10 protein-coding genes are annotated in these 14,040 nt (G+C 38.7%); all 10 read left to right on the top strand.

From position 1 onward, the window contains the following. Window positions 1-110: 110 nt before the first annotated feature. The 10 genes from H2677_RS08325 (at window position 111) to H2677_RS08280 (ending at window position 14,039) form a co-directional block, all read left to right on the top strand. Entirely contained in the window at window positions 111-1,895 is a 1,785-nt protein-coding gene (locus H2677_RS08325) for an IucA/IucC family protein (protein WP_212638304.1), read from the top strand. After that, window positions 1,888-3,369 (top strand): acinetoferrin biosynthesis monooxygenase AcbB, encoded by a 1,482-nt coding sequence (gene acbB, locus H2677_RS08320; protein ID WP_212638303.1) that lies wholly within the window; start codon window positions 1,888-1,890, stop codon window positions 3,367-3,369. Before H2677_RS08325 ends, acbB begins: the two co-directional genes overlap by 8 nt. Beyond that, window positions 3,366-5,183 (top strand): IucA/IucC family protein, encoded by a 1,818-nt coding sequence (gene acbC / locus H2677_RS08315; protein WP_212638302.1) that lies wholly within the window; start codon window positions 3,366-3,368, stop codon window positions 5,181-5,183. The genes acbB and acbC overlap by 4 nt, the downstream gene beginning before the upstream one ends. Before the next feature lie 27 nt (window positions 5,184-5,210). Further along, entirely contained in the window at window positions 5,211-5,849 is a 639-nt protein-coding gene (gene acbD, locus H2677_RS08310; protein ID WP_004915699.1) for an acinetoferrin biosynthesis acetyltransferase AcbD, read from the top strand. Beyond that, entirely contained in the window at window positions 5,846-6,217 is a 372-nt protein-coding gene (locus tag H2677_RS08305; RefSeq protein WP_212638301.1) for a hypothetical protein, read from the top strand. Before acbD ends, H2677_RS08305 begins: the two co-directional genes overlap by 4 nt. Then, on the top strand, window positions 6,214-7,449 hold the full coding sequence (locus H2677_RS08300) for an MFS transporter (protein WP_212638300.1): 1,236 nt from the start codon (window positions 6,214-6,216) through the stop codon (window positions 7,447-7,449). Before H2677_RS08305 ends, H2677_RS08300 begins: the two co-directional genes overlap by 4 nt. Before the next feature lie 9 nt (window positions 7,450-7,458). Further along, entirely contained in the window at window positions 7,459-9,729 is a 2,271-nt protein-coding gene (locus H2677_RS08295; RefSeq protein WP_212638299.1) for a TonB-dependent receptor, read from the top strand. Window positions 9,730-9,753: 24 nt separating this feature from the next. After that, a complete protein-coding gene (locus H2677_RS08290) occupies window positions 9,754-11,013 on the top strand; it encodes an MFS transporter (RefSeq protein ID WP_328706005.1) in 1,260 nt (419 codons plus the stop codon). Window positions 11,014-11,210: 197 nt separating this feature from the next. After that, window positions 11,211-13,340 (top strand): bifunctional mannitol-1-phosphate dehydrogenase/phosphatase, encoded by a 2,130-nt coding sequence (mtlD, locus tag H2677_RS08285; RefSeq protein ID WP_212638298.1) that lies wholly within the window; start codon window positions 11,211-11,213, stop codon window positions 13,338-13,340. A 75-nt stretch (window positions 13,341-13,415) separates the two neighbouring features. Continuing rightward, a complete protein-coding gene (locus tag H2677_RS08280; protein ID WP_212638297.1) occupies window positions 13,416-14,039 on the top strand; it encodes a 2'-5' RNA ligase family protein in 624 nt (207 codons plus the stop codon). Window position 14,040: the final 1 nt, after the last annotated feature.

Below are 14,040 nucleotides of genomic sequence, written 5' to 3'. Positions count from 1 at the left end.
TTATTATCATTAATTTAATCTTATATGCAGTCGTTGCTGTATTTGAGAAGTGTTTTGAGCTCAAACATTCGAAAAAAAACTAACTCTCTCTTTATAGAGGATACCGACAGATGCAATCACTTGCCAATCGGTTGGCGATACAACATTTCGTCAACGCATATACGCAAGAAACTGGCAAAGGTCACTTGCTTAATAAAACACAGCAAAGTCCGCAACAACAAGCGTTTAGCCAAGGTTTGACGCTGTTATCTATTCCGATTAATTCTATTCATGCTCAATGTGATTTCCCATTATCTTATGTCAGCCGAGTTGGTAGACATCGGTTAGCTAATCTTCCTCAAATCGTAATTTCAGGTCAGCCAAAATCATTTAGTCCAGTTGCAATCGTTGGGTTGTTACTTGAAGAACTAGTTTCTGAATCGTCTTTACCTTTGGATGCTGCTTCTTTAGTAGAGAAGTGGATTCAAAGCCGTGATGCATTGCAACAGTTTTTAATACAACGTGAAGCTGATTTTGATGACTTGGTTAAAGCTGGTCAAAGCTTTATTGAAACTGAACAGGCATTGATTTTGGGGCATAGCATGCACCCAGCGCCGAAAAGTAGAACAGGTTTTGTGCATGAGGATTGGCTAAAGTTTTCACCTGAACACAAAGGCAAGACACAACTTCATTATTGGCTAGTGCACCAAGATTACATTGCGGAAGGTAGTGCGACTGATGAACCTATTTCAGCGCAATTAAAAACGGCATTACAGTGGTATTTATCTGAAAATGATCTCAATCTAGTTAAAACCCATAGCGAATATAAATTACTCCCATTGCATCCTTGGCAAGCTCGCTATTTACAGGGTAAAGCTTGGTTTGAACGTTTGAAGCAAACAGGGCAATTGATTGATTTAGGTTTACGTGGCTGGCAATTCTCTCCAACAACATCCATTCGTACATTGGCAAGCTTCAACGCTCCGTGGATGGTGAAGCCATCTCTTTCTGTGATGATTACCAATTCTATTCGAGTCAATTTAGCCAAAGAATGTCATCGTGGTGAATTAACACATCGTCTTTGGCACAGTGAGTTTGGTCAGAATATTCTAAAAAAATGTCCAAGTTTAAAGGCAGTCAATGACCCAGCTTGGATCGCCTTGAAAATTGATGATGAAGTGATTAATGAAAGTATCTGCATTTTTAGAGATCAGCCTTTCCATCCTCAACAGCAAGTCACTTGTATTGCTTCCTTGTGTCAGGATCATCCAAGCAAATCTTTAAATCGTTTTAACGCATTATTTGCCAAAATTTCAAAAGCTCATCCTGAGAGGGGTTTTTCAGAGATTGCTTTAGATTGGTTTACTCGTTTCCTCGAAATCAGTTTGCAACCCTTGATGTATTTATACCATCGTTTCGGTATGGCATTTGAATCACATCAGCAAAATGTGTTGTTGGAGCTGGAAAATCATTTTCCTAAAACTTTATGGCTGCGTGATAACCAAGGTTTTTATTATATTGAAGAGTTTGCGACAGAAATTCTACAAGCGCTGCCTGAGCTGAAAGAAAAAGCCTTTGCGGTAGGTCCGAAAGATTTTGTTGATGAACGTTTTAGTTATTATTTCTTCGGCAATACTTTGTTTGGGATTATTAATGCCATCGGTGCGACAGGCTATATCACTGAAGATGAATTGTTAGCGCATTTAACTGAATTTTTAGAAGAACAATTACAACAATATCCTGATAGCACCTTATTGCAAGGATTACTGTTCAATTCAACTCTGCCTTATAAGGGTAACTTGCTGACACGTTTGCATGAGTTAGACGAATTGATCGCGCCTGTCGAAAATCAGTCTGTTTACGTGCAACTACCAAATCCACTGCGTATTTCACAGAAGGATGTCAGTTATGCTTGATTTTATTGGAATTGGTCTAGGACCTTTTAATTTAAGTCTTGCTAGTTTGTTACAAAACAAAAGCTCACTCGATTACGTGTTTTTTGAGCAAAAGGCACAATTCGATTGGCATGCAGGTATGCAACTACCTAATACGGTATTGCAAGTACCGTTTATGGCTGATTTGGTCTCAATGGTTGATCCAACCAGTCCATTTAGCTTTCTAAATTATCTGCGTCATCAGCAACGTTTGTATAAATTTTACTTTTTAGAGCAGCCACATATTCCGCGTTGTGAATACAACCACTATTGCCAATGGGTTGCAGAACAACTTGATTGTATCGAATACCAATCTCGTGTCTTGAGGATTGAACCCCAAACGATAGGTTTTAAAGTAGTCGTTGAATCAAATGGTGTTCAGCAAAGTTATTTATGCCGTCATTTAGTGATTGGAAGTGGTAATGTGCCATATTTGCCTGAATGTTTGGCAAAGATTCAGAAAGTCCGTCCGCAACAATGTCTGCATTCAGCACAGTATATGACGCATGTAGATACAGATTTACATGGCGATGTTGTTGTACTAGGTTCGGGGCAATCCGCAGCTGAAGTGTTTATCGATTTGTTTGACGAACAGCAAGATACCGACAATCATCAGTTTGATTTGCATTGGTTTACCCGTTCTCAAGGTTTCTTCCCAATGGAGTATGCGCCATTAGGTTTAGAACATTTTAGCCCTGATTATGCACAACATTTTTATGATTTGTCTGCACAGCAGAAAGAACAGCAGTTAAAACAACAAGCCTTGTTATACAAGGGGATTAGTGCAAAAACCATTCGGGAAATTTATCAAAGGCTTTATCACCGTAGCATTGCAGGTCAAAGCATACAGACACATTTACATACTCAATGTGATTTGAAAGATGCGGAAGTATTGGATACACAAAAAATCCGACTGCATTTCGAACATCGTGCTACAGCTCAGTCTTTTCATCTCGACTGTGATTTTCTTGTAGCCGCAACGGGTTATTTCACACCTGATTTTGGTTTTATGCAGTCACTCAAGCCATACATCGAACTTGATCATAAACAGCGTTGGCAGATTACAGAAGACTATCGCGTTGTACACAGGTTGAATGGCCATATCTTTGTTCAAAATCAAGAAATGCATAGTCATGGTGTCGGCACGCCTGATTTAGGTCTTGGTGCTTATCGTGCAGCAACGATCATTAATCAACTGCTTGCTGAACCTCTTTATGAATTAGGCAATCAAGCGCAGACATTCCAACACTTTAATCTCACTCAAAATCCAAAAATTTGTATGGCAGACGACAAAGCACAATCAAAAGAGTGCGTTTGTGAAAATTCTGCCAATAAAAACCATTCAATTTTCAAGAAAACAGAACAAAACGTGATGACAACGCACCCTAATCGTCGTGGTGCTAATACACGGACACAAACTGCTTCTGTACATTCAACTTATGAGAAACTGATATGAACTTTGCAACTTTAAAAATTAATCAGCAGCAATGGCGTGCCGCAGGGCAACGTCTTATTGAAATGGCGATTGCAGAGTTTCTATATGAAGAAATTATTGAAGTTAAATCATTGTCAGCAGGTCGTTATCGTTTAGATTTAGGCAATCGTCAGTATGAGTTTCAAGGACATCAATATCTACTCGGACATTGGAATATTCAGGAAGCTTCGGTACGTGATGTGACTCATAGTCAGGAAAATGATCAACCTGCTTGGAACTTACATGAGTTCATTGTCGCAATGTCTGACAGTTCTAATGTTAAGCCATTTACCAAAGCGTATTTGATCAAAGAAATGAATAATACTTGGCTGGCAGAAGCACATTTGTTCAATGAAACACGTTTGCCAAGTATAGCGGTTTTGACTGAGCCTCATTACAAAGTTGAAGGCATGCTACGAGGTCATCCTTGGCTCATCATGAGTAAGGGGCGTATGGGTTTTGGTTATGATGATTATCTTAGCTTAGCGCCAGAACTTTCTCCTGAAGTTAAAGTGTTGTGGTTAGCTGTACATCGTGATTTAGCAGAGTATCGAAGTACTGAAGATTGGAGTGCCTGCGGTTTATATCAACATGAATTTGATGCCAATGAACTACAGCAGTTCATCAATATTCTCCAAGAAAAAAACCTAGATCCTCAAAATTACTTTTTGATTCCCGTACATGCTTGGCAATGGCATCAATGGCTTGTTCCGACTTATGCCAATGAGATTGTGGATCAGAAAATTATTGAACTGAATATCAGTCAAGATAGTTATGTGCCAATGCAGTCCATTCGTACATTATGCAATACATCAAATCTACAACGTCATTACATTAAACTGCCAGTCAGTATTTTTAATACTGCTGTTTATCGTGGATTACCCTCAAAACGTAATCTTGCTGCTCCAGCAGTGACCGCATGGTTAAAACAGATTCATCAACAAGATCAAGACTTACAAAATACAGGTGTGATTTTCTTGGGTGAGGTTGCAACTTTAACCATTCACCAGCCATGTTTTGACCGCATTGACGGCGCACCATATCAATTTAAAGAACTATTCGGTTGTTTGTGGCGTGAAAGTGTTGATCGCTATGTTGATTCATCACAACAAGTTCTCTCTCAAGCAGCTCTATTACATCGTGATATTTCTGGTCAATCGATCCTGAGCGTGCTGATCAAAGCATCAGGATTAAGTCCTTTAGCTTGGTTAGCTCAATTTGCTCAAGTGTGCATGAGTCCATTGTTACTTTGCTTGTATCGCTATGGTTTGGCATTTTCACCACACGGCGAAAACACGATGTTGGTACATGAAAATGGTGTGCCGAAAGCCATGGTATTAAAAGACTTCATTGACGACATCAATTTAGTGGATGAGGATTTTCCTGAGTTAACCCAGTTACCATCTGAAGCAGACTTATTACTCCGTCACGAAGCGACCGATCTAAGCCATTTTATTTTCACAGGTCTATTCATGGTGCATTACCGTTATATCTGTAATGTGTTCTTGCAAGACTATCCTGAATATTCTGAGCTTGATTTTTGGCAGACCATTTCCAACACGATTGTTGAGTTTAACCAAAGACATCCAGAATTGGCTGAACGTGCTGATAAATTCGCCATGCTGCGTCCAAGTTACACCAAAATTTGTCTAAACCGTGTACGTCTATTTACCACAAGTTATAACGATGAAGCAGAACGTCCTGTTCCTGTCTTCCTTGATCCTATTGCAAATCCAGTTAGCCCAGAAACATTGAAAACATGGGCAGAACAACCTCGCCAAGCGAAAGCTGGCTAATTTTATTCGTCATTTTATAGGTTCGATATGAAAACAATCTCTCAGCAATTACCAGATTATTTTGAATACTTTGAAGATGGTACACAGTACTACTTACGCCAAGTGCAATATCCACAGGATATTCCTTTATTACATCAATGGATGCATGAGCCACATGTAATTCCTCAGTGGCAGTTAAATAAATCGGAACTAGAGTTACAAGTTTACTTCGACAAAATGTTAGCAGATGACCATCACCGTTTATTAATCGTTGGAATTGATGGCAAAGATGTGGGCTATACCGAAATTTATGAAGGTAAACGAGATCGTTTAGGCCGTTATTACGATGGTGATGACAATGATCTCGGTTGGCATCTCCTGTTTGGTGACAAATCTGTGTTTGGCAAAGGCTTCTTGCGCCCAACCATTCGTTTACTCAGCTTTTACATTTTTGAACATTCGAAAGCTAAAAAAATTGTGGGTGAGCCAGATCATACCGTTAAACCTTATGCAGCAGTGGTGGCAGAGCTTTGTTATGAAAGCCAACGTTTAATACCGATGCCTGAAAAAACAGCGATGTTGTACTACTGCTTCAGAGAAACTTTCTATAACAAGTTTGGGGATTATTACCAAACATCACAACAACAGCTAGCAGATCAGCCAGCCAAACTCCTGAGTGTTACATGAGCTTATATATCAATGAAATGCATATCTTAGACATGCGCTTTGCGGCGAATGTCTCTATTGCAGAATTTGAACAATGGTTAGCACGGATTCAGCACTATTTCGAACATAAGCAAAATTTCGTGTTGATCATGCAAACCGATGTAAATACTGAATTTCCTGAAGAATATAGAGCAATCCAAGGCAAATGGTATAAGCAATATAAACAAGATTTTTACCAATATTGCTTGGGTTTTGCTCGTATTGCTCAAGATGAAGAAGATCGTATTCGATTGGATACACCAGCTCTGCACAAAGCTTGGCATGTTCCATATTTTGTGAGCGTAGATAAAGCTGAAGCCACACAATGGGCTTTGCAGAGGTATTTATGAATCAAAATTCATTAAATATTCAGAAAGTCTCAGCCTTGAGCCTGAGTGTCGTGGTGGTTTTATATCTCGCGCATGCCTTACCACTGTATTTTTATAATGTGGCCTTACCTGCGATTCTGCGCCATCAAGGTGTAGATTTACGTTGGATTGGTATGTTGTCGCTGCTCTATATTCCTTGGGCATTCAAGTTTTTTTGGGCACCACTAATCGATCGTTTTTATTTCAAAAAACTCGGTAAACGTAAAACTTGGCTTTTGTTTACGCAAATAGCTTTGGTGTTGGGGGTCGTTGCTTTGGCACTTACCCAATTCGATTACGGTCTTGGTGTATTTGTTATTGTCGGTTTATGGATTTCAACTTTTGCTGCAACTCAAGATATCGCAATTGATGGCTATACGGTCGAAACCTTTTCAGAATCTGAGTATCGACTAGGCAGTATGGCACAAAGTATAGGTGTTGCGCTTGGCAGTATGGTTGGTGGAGCAGCAACTTTATGGCTGTATCAGCTTTATGGTTGGCAAACTGCACTGATTTCCTTAGCCGCAATGACAGCATTGACGATGTTGGCTATTTTCCGAATTAAAGAAAAATCAAATGCAGAGAAAATCTCAAAACAGCAGCCAAGTCTGATCCGTGCATTTAAACGTCCAGAAATGTTATGGGCATTAGCCTTGATCGTATGTTATCGAATTGTCGAAGCACCAGCTATGGCGATGCTTAATCCGATGCTGATTGATCAGAAATGGTCGTTGGCACAGATCGGCGTGCTGATGTCAGTAATAGGTGCAGGGATTGGATTATTAGCCGCTGTTTCAGCTGCATTTTTATTAAAAAAAATAGCCGCAACACAATTGCTGATCTGGGCTGGTTGGGCACGCAGTTTGGTTTACGCCTTGTTGGGTGTAGCCGTTTTGCTCAGTTGGTTGAATCAATGGCATTTACTTCTTTGTGGCTTTGTCATTGTCATTCTTGCCATTCGCTACATCGCAATGACAGCTTTGTATGCACATTTCATGCAGACCAGCTCCAAAGAACAAGCTGGTACTGATTTTACGATTTTAGTTTGCTTCGAACTATTGGTTTATTTCATTGGCGGTGCAGTCTCAGGTTTCTTAGCCAAAGCATTTGGTTATGGAAACTTCTATCTCATTCTCGCAGTTTCATCTGTTTTAAGCGTGTTGCTTAGTCAACTGCTTATTCGCAAAGCAAAACAAACGCAACAACTCATCTAGGGGTCATTTATGAAAGTTCGTTCACTTTCGACATCATTAACACTGCTCAGCTTGGCGATCAGTACGCAACTTTATGCTCAAAATGTCGAACAGACTTCAACCGTAAATCAAAGTGCAACGGTTAAGGCTGAGAAGCCAACTCAACTGGCACCGATTGTTATGACAGCAACTCGCTCAGCTCAAAGTATCGCTGAGATTGCGGGAACTGTTTACAGTATTAGCCAAGAAGACATTGCAAAACAAGCTGCTGCTGGTAAAAGTACCGCAGATATTTTAGGACTGTTGGTTCCATCTTTAACACCAAGTTCAGGTACGACCAGTAACTATGGGATGACCATGCGTGGTCGTACAGTGCAATATATGATTGATGGTGTTCCGCAAACGGGCTCACGCGATAGTTCACGCCAATTAAATAGCATTAGCCCAGACATGATCGAACGTGTTGAAGTCGTGTCAGGTGCAAGTAGTATTTATGGTGCAGGTGCTACAGGTGGGATCATCAATATCATCACCAAAAGAGGTTCGGGTGATGGTGTAAATTTTGAAACCAAACTCGGCGTTACTTCTGGTGATAATTTCAAAAGTGATGCTTTAGCTTATGAAGCGTTTCAGTCTGCATCATTTAACCAAGGGGATTGGAGTGGTTTCTTAGGTGCGAGCTATACACAACGCGGTGAAATTCAAGATAGTCGCGGTGATCGTGTAGGTCCAGAAGTTGCACAAACAGATCGTCAAGATACTGAAACTGTAGATGTGAATGGTCGTTTAAGCTGGCAGTTGGCAGATAAGCAAAAATTAAGTATTGGTGCGCAATACTATAATGATGAGCAGGACAGTGAATATGGCGCTGATTATGGTCCAGGCTTATCTGTTTTACTTCTAGGGGCAAAACCTAGTCAAAAAGCTGTAAAAGGTTTAGAGCTTGATACTCAACCACGTACTAAGCGCAGTGCAGTAAATGCTCAATATGAAAATCAGGATTTTCTTGGTCAGACTTTAAATGCAGAGGCCTATTATCGTACTGAAAAAGGGCGATTCTTCCCTAGTGCAAATGCTTTAGCACATGCATCCATTCCAGGTGGAAGTACATTTATTGTTACCCAATCTGAAACAGATATTGATGTTTTTGGTGCTCGTTTAGCACTTCAAAGTAAGCTCAATCTGGCAGAACGTGCATTAAATCTAATTTATGGTGTGGATTACGATAAGGAAAATGGCAAACAAACAGCACAACTTTATGATCTAAATACTTTTATCAGTAGTAATGGTCTTAAGTTTAAGCCTTTAAATAATTATGCTTTTGGTCCTGAGGTAGATACTGAAAAGCTTGGTTTCTTCTTACAAAGTCAATTTGAAGCAACTGATCGCTTAAATCTACAAGCAGGTATTCGTCGTGAGCGCATCGATAGTGATGTTAAAGACTCAGTTCCATATTCTGAAGCAATGGTTGCCGATTTCGTTCCAACATACCAAGCTAAAACCTTAAAAGGTGGTTCAGTTAAGCATGATGCAACACTCTTCAATGTGGGCGCACTTTATCATTTAACAGATGCACAACAGGTGTTTGCAAACTTCTCGCAAGGTGCAAATTTACCTGATGTACAACGTATGCTAAGAGATGTTCCTGCAAACTTTGTCGTAAGTAACCAAACAATTGATCCAATCAAAGTAAATAGTTTTGAGTTGGGCTGGCGTCTACAAGATGATGCGTTAAGTACAGGGATCACGGCGTTCTATAACAAATCTGATAAGTCATTGAAATTTGGTCCTCCAAGTTTTGCAATTGAAGTTATTGATACAGATGAACGTGTGTATGGTGTTGAAGGTAATGTCAAATATACCGTTTCAGATGATTGGAATGTGGGTGGGACTTTAGCTTATACACGTGGTCAGTTCAAAAACTCAAATGGTAAATGGCAAGAGTTAGATGCAATTCGTGTAGCACCTTTGAAAGCAACGGTTTATTCAGACTGGCAATTCAATGATGGTTTAGGTTTACGAGTACAAGCTTTGGCTATTGATGGTACGGATGAAGCACGTAAAGATGCGATTGCGAATGGTAGTACTCGTCCTCCAGCAGAAATCAAAGGTTTTGCAGTGATGGATGTGATTGCCAATGCAAAAGCAGGTCCAGGAACTTTAGGTTTTGGTGTATATAACGTGTGGAATACGGACTATAAGTCTGTTTATAGCCAAGCAGTTTCAACGGTTTACGGCGATATTTCGAGCTTGGCTGCTCAAGGTCGTACCTATGGTTTGAGCTACACTCTCAAGTACTAATCTTATCCAGAAGGCATCTTTTAGATGCCTTTTCTTTTGATGAATTTCATGATGAACAATCATTTAAAATTTTTAGCTTTGGCTGCGTTAATCAATGGAACGTGTTTTTCCATGATTCTTCCTTTACTGGCACCTTTGACTCGACAGCTACATTTATCCGAATTCCAAGGAGGAGTCATCGTATCCGCAGGGGCGATCTGTATGGCGATCGCTTCAATATGGATCGCAAAGAACAAAAGTAATCAGTCTCCGCAAAATTTAGTGAATTATGGTTTTATGGGAATGACCATAACATGGGCGCTTTTTACTTTCATACTGGCTTTGGGCTTAGAGGCGATTTTGCCATCAGTATTGATTTTCATGTTGTTGGTTTTAAGTCGTGCTTCGACTGGCATTTTTATGGCAATGCCACAAATCGGTCTGCAAAGTTATGCCATGACAGAATCAACTGAAACAACGACTCGTAGCAAGAATATGGCATTGTTTGGTGCGATGAACAGCTTTGGTATGATTGTCGGACCTTTGGCGACTTCGTTGTTATTGTATGGTGGACTATTATTTCCGATGTGGTTCGCGGTTGCTTTACTGGCATTAGTCAGTTTGGCACTCATTATATTTTTTAAGAAAACGGCTGATATAAGATCAGATGCAGATAAGACATCAGAACAAAGTTCAAATACAGTTTTGAATCAGCAAAATATTATCAAACATAGTTTAATTTGGTTGGCTTTAGGTTTTTCTACTTATGTTGCAATCGTGACATTAAACATGACTGCTGGATTTTATATCCAAGATAAATTCTTTCTGAGTAGTCAGCAAAGCGCAGTGTATTTCTCTCAATGTATGGTTATTGTTGGTATCTGTCTGGTGGTGACACAGTTGCTGATCGTAAAAGTGATTAAGCTACAACTACATAGTCTTGTATTAATCGGCATTTTGACCATGTGCTTTGGGTTGCTACTATCTCTTTATGCACAAAGTATTGTGGTATTTCAAGCCAGTTATATTTTCTATGGTATTTCAGTCGCTTGCTTATTACCTGCATTTACAACAGGGGCAGCACAAGCAGTCATACAAGATTCACAAGTAAAAATGGCTGGATATTGCACTGCAACTCAAGCTTTTGGTTTGATTTTTGGTCCTCTAGTTAGCACTTATTTATATCAATTTGATCAAAATCTACCTTTCTATTTTTTATTCGCTTTAATGATATTGGTTGGGATATGTATAGGGTGGATTTTAATCAAAAAGGAACAAGAAGTGAGTTCTTTTGTCGAAGATTAAACGCTTAATATGATTAAAAATCACTCATACATTCTTTTAAAAAGCAAGAAAACTTACATAACTACATCTTAGGACGTAAACATAGATGGCTATTTGGTTATTTATTAATCAAATTTATTTCATTTATTTAACGGTCGAAATTTAAGCTCATTTCTGGGTTAGCCTATTAGAAGTAAAACAATATAAGAGGAGTAAAGATGTTGATTTTTCATGATTTTCCTGTTCAAGGGGCACTTTTTGATATGGATGGAACAATGTTTGATACAGAGCGATTACGCTTTGAAACATTGAAACAAGCATCAGAAGAGCTTATTGGACAGGAATTTTCAGATGAATATTTAATGCAGTGCTTAGGTCTGAGCGCAAAAACTGCAGAGCAACTTGCAAAGAAATTTTATGGGGAAGATGTTCCATATCAAGTGATTAGAAAACGTGCTGATGAGCTTGAGTTGGAATCTGTGCGTCACAATGGTGTTCCAATCAAAAAAGGTTTAATTCAAGTTTTAGAACGATTACGTAAATCTGGTCTAAGAATGGCTGTTGCAACATCAAGTAGACGTGCGATTGCAGAAGAATACTTAATTAATGCCAACGTTTATAAATTTTTTGATCTGTTAGTTTGTGGGGATGAAGTTGAAAAGGGAAAACCTCATCCAGAAATCTTTATTACCGCTGCGCAAAAACTAAATTTACAACCTAGTCAATGTTTGATGTTTGAAGATTCAGAAAATGGAATCTGTTCAGCTCATGATGCGGGTGGTATTACGATTTTATTTAAAGATATTAAAGAACCAAATGATCGAATGTTAGCGAAAGCAAATTTTTATTATCAGGATCTGTATGAATATTTAAATGCTTTAGATCAGTACATCCCTGAAATGGATATGCCACAATTACAAGAACCATTTCCGCAAAGTTTGAATCAATTAACCGTTGGGATTCATGGTTTTGGTGCAATTGGAGGTGGATATATTGCTCAAATCCTTTCGCATTGGGATGGATATACGCGTCCAAAACGTATTTTGGCTTCCACGCGTAATAAGTTGTATTTGGAATCAGTAAATAGTCTTGGTAGCTACAGTATTCGATATGGGCAATCATCTTTTGATGAGCGAATTGATAACTTGACCGTTATTGATGCTGATAATGACAAACAGATGCTTGAAATGTACGCGCAATCTAGTCTTATAGCGTTATGTTTGCCTGAGCATGCGATAGCATCTGAATCAAAAATAATTGCCAAAGGTTTATTGGCTCGTTTCATGTCACAAGACTTGAATAATCATGAACCAATCACTTTTCTAATTATTTTAAACAAGGTCTGTGCGAAATATTTGGTGCTCAAATATATTCGTGAAGCTTTGCTTGAGATCACGGATGAAGATGTTGCTGAGCATATTCTAAGTGAGCATTATTTTTGTGATACGGTGGTCAATCGCATGGTCTCTAAATTGAGTGATCAAGCCTTGTATCGCCAACTCAATATTAAGCATCGTTTATTTAAACAGTATCAAGCCGATTTAAATGAAGAAACGATTGAGTTATCAGATGAAACAGCATTAACTGAAAAACAGGAACGTCAGCTCAGCCAATCATTAGTGGAAATGCGCGAACAGTTCCAAGCGGGGCAGTTTTTACAAAATATGGATTTAATTTTATTCCATAGCGAAACAGATATGCCGATCTATATTGAAAATCGAAGTCCGCTGTTAAATAAAATGCGCCAAATGATCTTAGTTGATCAAATCTCAGATATTCAAATCATTAAAAATCGCCTCTGGAATGGCTGTCATGCCATGATCGCTTGGCAGGCGAGTCTTATTAATCATGAAATGATTGGAATTGCTTTAGCTGATCAGAAGATCAAGAAATTTGCTGAGCAATTGGTGGGTGAAGTGAAATCAGGATTGGTAAATCTTGTTCCGAATCAAGCTAAACAACTTGATCGTATGGCTGAAAGTTTCATGAGCTCATGCCGTTCTGCTTATAAAGATCCATGTGAGCGTGTTGCTCGTGATCCATTGAGAAAACTGAGTTACAACGAACGCGTACTCGGCAGTATTGAAAATCATATCGTGCAACAATTGCCATATAAGTACTTATTACAAGGTGCTGTTTCGGGTTATGTGTATGCGGTTAAGCTTTTAGAAATTCCTGTTGATGAAGTGACTACGCATTTACAAAACGCTATCGAGCAAATGGATATTACTGAGCATGAAAAGAAAGATTTGTTTGAGTTGATTTATACAGCAATGTCTGCTGAATTAAAGATTTCAGAGCTAGGGCAATCTTTTCGTGTTAAAAATGCCGAGTTTGAAACAGCCTAAATGATTTTTAAAATTATTTAATCTTGCCAGTAAATTATGTTTGAATAACACAACTGTCAGATCGTTATTGTCGTTGTGTTATTACAAACATCTACCCAACTCGTAAAAACTGAAATTCGCGACTATCCAGAATGGCATCATGGTCGTACAGATTATGCTTTGTGGTATATCGAAATTGATCAACCAGAGTTAGTTGAATATTTAGATGCGATCAAAATACATTTCTCAGATTTCCTTATTACGTCGAATCAACGTCAGTATCACATTACGTTATTCGTGTGCGGTTTTATAAATACCCATCTTTCTCCATACAATGATGATTTTTCAGCTGAACAATTGTCACTACATCTAAAATCTATCAATCAATTACAACTTGATCCCTTTGAATTAGAACTCACAGCGATCGATAGTTTTAGTAGTGCTTTATTTATTCAAATCATCGATCGAGAAAAAATTTTAGAAAAAATCCGTTCTCAGCTTGCACTTGTCTCGAATGAAATAGCGGCACTGCAATATTGTCCACATATTACGATTGGACTTTATAGCGATGCATGGAGTAGTGATCTTGTTATAGAGCGAATAAAAAGCTTTGAAGCCAAAAGAATTAAAATTCAAGTGAATCAATTAACTTTCGGTTATTATAAGGCTCAGATTTTACAAGGATTACTGTATCCTTATCATCAATTGGTATTAGGTTAAT

Origin of the sequence: Acinetobacter junii, from assembly GCF_018336855.1 — a bacterium.
Classification (GTDB): domain Bacteria; phylum Pseudomonadota; class Gammaproteobacteria; order Pseudomonadales; family Moraxellaceae; genus Acinetobacter; species Acinetobacter junii.
The sequence above is the reverse complement of the archived record's forward strand: the minus strand, read 5'-3'. Positions and strand labels throughout refer to the sequence as shown.

Coding starts and splice junctions, on each gene's coding strand:
- acbC (WP_212638302.1), top strand. CDS start 3,366: ATGAACTTTGCAACTTTAAAAATTAATCAGCAGCAATGGCGTGCCGCA.
- mtlD (WP_212638298.1), top strand. CDS start 11,211: ATGTTGATTTTTCATGATTTTCCTGTTCAAGGGGCACTTTTTGATATG.
- acbB (WP_212638303.1), top strand. CDS start 1,888: ATGCTTGATTTTATTGGAATTGGTCTAGGACCTTTTAATTTAAGTCTT.
- H2677_RS08295 (WP_212638299.1), top strand. CDS start 7,459: ATGAAAGTTCGTTCACTTTCGACATCATTAACACTGCTCAGCTTGGCG.
- H2677_RS08290 (WP_328706005.1), top strand. CDS start 9,754: ATGCCTTTTCTTTTGATGAATTTCATGATGAACAATCATTTAAAATTT.
- H2677_RS08325 (WP_212638304.1), top strand. CDS start 111: ATGCAATCACTTGCCAATCGGTTGGCGATACAACATTTCGTCAACGCA.
- H2677_RS08305 (WP_212638301.1), top strand. CDS start 5,846: ATGAGCTTATATATCAATGAAATGCATATCTTAGACATGCGCTTTGCG.
- H2677_RS08300 (WP_212638300.1), top strand. CDS start 6,214: ATGAATCAAAATTCATTAAATATTCAGAAAGTCTCAGCCTTGAGCCTG.
- acbD (WP_004915699.1), top strand. CDS start 5,211: ATGAAAACAATCTCTCAGCAATTACCAGATTATTTTGAATACTTTGAA.